The sequence below is a fragment of the Mesorhizobium sp. M7A.F.Ca.CA.003.01.2.1 genome, from assembly GCF_003998945.1.
GTDB lineage: Bacteria > Pseudomonadota > Alphaproteobacteria > Rhizobiales > Rhizobiaceae > Mesorhizobium > Mesorhizobium ciceri.
In genome coordinates this window covers 1-3,312 of record NZ_RZRA01000653.1, presented here as the reverse complement: position 1 = coordinate 3,312, position 3,312 = coordinate 1, and the positions used below count along the sequence as shown (strand labels likewise).

General features: G+C 61.8%; 4 protein-coding genes. All 4 read right to left on the bottom strand.

Features of this window, described 5'->3' with window-relative positions; translation table 11 throughout:
• Nucleotides 1-404 (bottom strand): acyltransferase (locus EN969_RS23060; RefSeq protein WP_164758431.1); only part of this gene is annotated, 404 nt, incomplete at its 3' end.
• A gap of 196 nt (nucleotides 405-600) precedes the next feature.
• On the bottom strand, nucleotides 601-2,082 hold the full coding sequence (locus EN969_RS23055; RefSeq protein WP_063170020.1) for a hypothetical protein: 1,482 nt from the start codon (nucleotides 2,080-2,082) through the stop codon (nucleotides 601-603).
• Nucleotides 2,083-2,122: 40 nt separating this feature from the next.
• Nucleotides 2,123-2,557, bottom strand: a complete 435-nt coding sequence (locus tag EN969_RS23050) for a GtrA family protein (RefSeq protein WP_245458386.1) — start codon at nucleotides 2,555-2,557, stop codon at nucleotides 2,123-2,125.
• A 10-nt stretch (nucleotides 2,558-2,567) separates the two neighbouring features.
• Nucleotides 2,568-3,269 (bottom strand): class I SAM-dependent methyltransferase, encoded by a 702-nt coding sequence (locus tag EN969_RS23045; RefSeq protein ID WP_063170022.1) that lies wholly within the window; start codon nucleotides 3,267-3,269, stop codon nucleotides 2,568-2,570.
• Nucleotides 3,270-3,312: the final 43 nt, after the last annotated feature.

Sequence of the window (3,312 nt, the reverse complement as noted above, 5' to 3'; positions counted from 1 at the left end):
CATGTGTGCAGGAGCGGCCGCAGTTCTGCGTCGATGGAGAAATAGTTCATCGTTCTCCAGAAATAGATATTCGACCAGAAGGTCGCGGCGGCGATCACGCTAAGGCTGAATTCGTGGAGATCCGAAGGCAGAAGGATGAACCAGGCGGCAATGCTCGAGAGCAGGATGACGAAGGTCAGCGCCGGCAGGATGCGCCGGGCGCGGCGCCAGTAGAAGCGGCCGATCGAGAACTGGCCCCGCTCAAGATCATCGAGCAGGCTGCCGCTGATCAGATAGCCCGATATGACGAAGAAGATGTCGACACCGGTGAAGCCGCCAGGAATGGCGGACACGCCGAAATGGAAGAGCACGACGGGCAGCACCGCAACGGCCCGCAGGCCGTCGATGTCGCGCCGGTAGTTCATCCGGCCGGCTCGCGCGCGACCACCATGATCCGTGCGGCCGCACCCGACACGCTCATGCGGCGATGCCTTCGGTCGTGCTGAAAATCCCGGCTCGTCGGTCTCACAGGCTTACCCTCAGGCAGCAATTTTGCTGCGCTGCAACATGGGTGTCAAGGCATATATTGGCTGTCGCGAAATCCGCCAGGAACGCACAGGATCAGGCGCCGGGCAGATAGATTACCGCGTAATCGTCCGAGTAGGCCCGTTTCCAGCCCAACTGGTCGAAGAAGGGAATCCGGCTGTCGTCGGCCGACAGCAGCGCCCAATCTATTGCGTATTTCTTCAGGCGGGCTTCGAGGAGCGGCTTGCCGTCTCCGCGTCCGGTGTCGTTGTCGCTCTTTGTGAAGCCGCCCAGGAACAGCTGGTCCGTCCGTCCGTCGATATAGGTCTTGAACCCATGGAAAATCAGCGTGCCGCCGAAATTGTAGGAATTCAACACATTGCCGGACAGATGATGGCTTTGCGCGAAGGCCAGCGCCCCGCTGGCCGATGTCTTCGGGCTCGGCGCGACCTGATAGGCGCTGCCGAGCACGGCGATCCCGCCGATCAGCAGAACGGCTGCCGTGCCGCAGATGGCGTAGAACCGTCTGGCTAAGAATCTCTCCAGCCCGTCGCGCTTTTCGGCCAGCCATGCGGTGGCTGAAAGCGAGTGATATTGCTGTGCGACCTCGGCCGCCATCACCAGCGGAATCAGCAGGAAGAACAGATACATGAAGCGCACATGGGCGAGATAGACATGCAGGGTGAAGACGACGAACAACGCCTTGGCCCAGCCAATTCGCAACCGGGACACCAGAAGCCCGAAAAGCGCCAGCAGCATCGCCGCTTCCTGGACAGGACTGTCCGGCTGACTGAACGGTTTCCATTCCATGATCAGCGACACCGCCTCATTGCCGTAGGCCACGGCGAGCGTCGCGAGGATGGCCTGGACGCCGTAGGGGTGGATCAGGCTCACCAGCGGGCAAAGCAGGCCGAACGCGATCCACTTCGCCAGCAGGGACGGTTTCGACAGGCCCGTGCGCGCCAGCAGATCGAGACCGGCGAAAGCCGCGATGACGAAGCTCAAGGTGAAGGTGGCGTGCAGGTTCGCCCATAATACGACCAGCACAAGCAGCCACCAGGGCGGCGCCCGTTCTTCCCTTGCCGCACCGAAGAGGACCGCTGTCCAGATGACGATGATCGGGAAGGTGAAGACATGCGGACGCGCCGTGAAGATCGGGTTGATCAGGAACACCGCGGCGAACGCCAGTGTAATCGCCAGGATCGGCTTCAGCCATGCGCTGAGAAACCACCCCATCAGGAAAACCGTCAGGGAGATCGAGGCGATGATCGCGTTGACGACCCCGTTCCAGCCGCCCGCCCGGTAGGCAAGAGCCAGCAGGACCTGCCCCAGCCATTCCTTGGCAATCCAGGGCTGGCCGGCAAACGTGTAGGAATAGGGATCGACGGTCGGAAATGTCCGGTTAGTCAGGAAATCCAGACCGACCTTCACTTGCCACCAGCTGTCGGGATCCTGCAGGGTGGCGCCTGCCTGGGCACCCAACGCACCCGCCATCGCCAAGGCCGCGAGCAGGCAGAAGATCAGCCTGCTCCGCTCGTTGTATGTCGCGGCCGCCGCACTGGCCTGAGCGTCGTTCATGCTGCGCCGCCTCTAATCGGTTCCGGTGACAGTTGGGTGTTCAAGGTGTTGGATTGGCGGGCTGCCGCCGAGGCTTGTCGGCCACCCGAACTGTGCGGTCGGTGCTGTCGTCCCCACGCCCCACAAACACGAAGCGAGCCGAGCCAAGATAGAAAACAACCGAATAGACGCAGATTCCCGCGAGGTGGACCAGCGGGTTTTCGACGATGCCTGCTGAACGGGCGGCGATTACGACGGCCAGATTGATGCTGTAGGCGACCAGAAAGACACCCCCATAGCGCAGCGCGGTCCCGGGCTTGAAGCCATCGGCTCTGCTGAAGGTCCATTGGCGGTTGAGGAAGAAGCCGAGGACAAGGCCGGCGGCATAGCCCGTGGCGTTGGCAAGGATGTCGCCCAGACCCAGCGCAAGCCCGGCCAGAATGACCGCGTATCCCAGCGCCGTGTTCAACAGACCGACGGCGCCAAATCGCAGCATCCTCGGGAAGTCAAACGGCAGGCTTGACCACATGCGCAAAATATTGGGCTCCGACAGGTACCTTGGTGAGGAAGCGCTCGAACGGCCTCAGTCTCGCAAGCATCCGAGGAAAGAAAATCCGGTAGACGATCCTCGTATTGGCAAGGCCCGCCTCGGCCATGCGCCCGCGCATCTCGCGCGAATTTATCAAAACCGCGTTTTCGTCGAAGGCACAGTTCCTCACCGCGTGCGTGGTCAGCGGGTTCCAAGGATTGTGTTCGAAGACGAAGAAGCTGCCGCCATAGGCCAGCACCCTGCCGATCTCGGCGAACAGTCCGATCTGCAGGTTCTCGGGGATATGGTGGAAGACGCAGGCCGCGAAGGCCAGGTCGAAGCTGCCGTCGGCAAAGGGAATTGTCTTGCCGTCGAAATGCGTGAAGGCGGCCTGGCCGGGAAAGCGCTTGCTGGCGATGTCGAGCGATTCCCGCGAAGGATCGAGCAAGGTGATCTCCGCGTCGGGAAACGCGTTGCGCATATGGCCGAGCGAATTGCCGACGCCGGCGCCGAAATCCAGTATTCGTCGCGGTTTGACACCGGCCCGCCGCAGCGTCGCGGCGACGTCGTCGATCTTGTACCTGGCGAAGAAATCCGGGTTTTCGCCGCTCAGCCTTATGCTTGCGGCATGCTGCTCCTGATATTCCCGCGCAAACTGGTCGAATTCCGCCTCAAGCACGTGCGGCCCTCTTTGCCATCTCCTGCAGGCGATGGACCGGCAA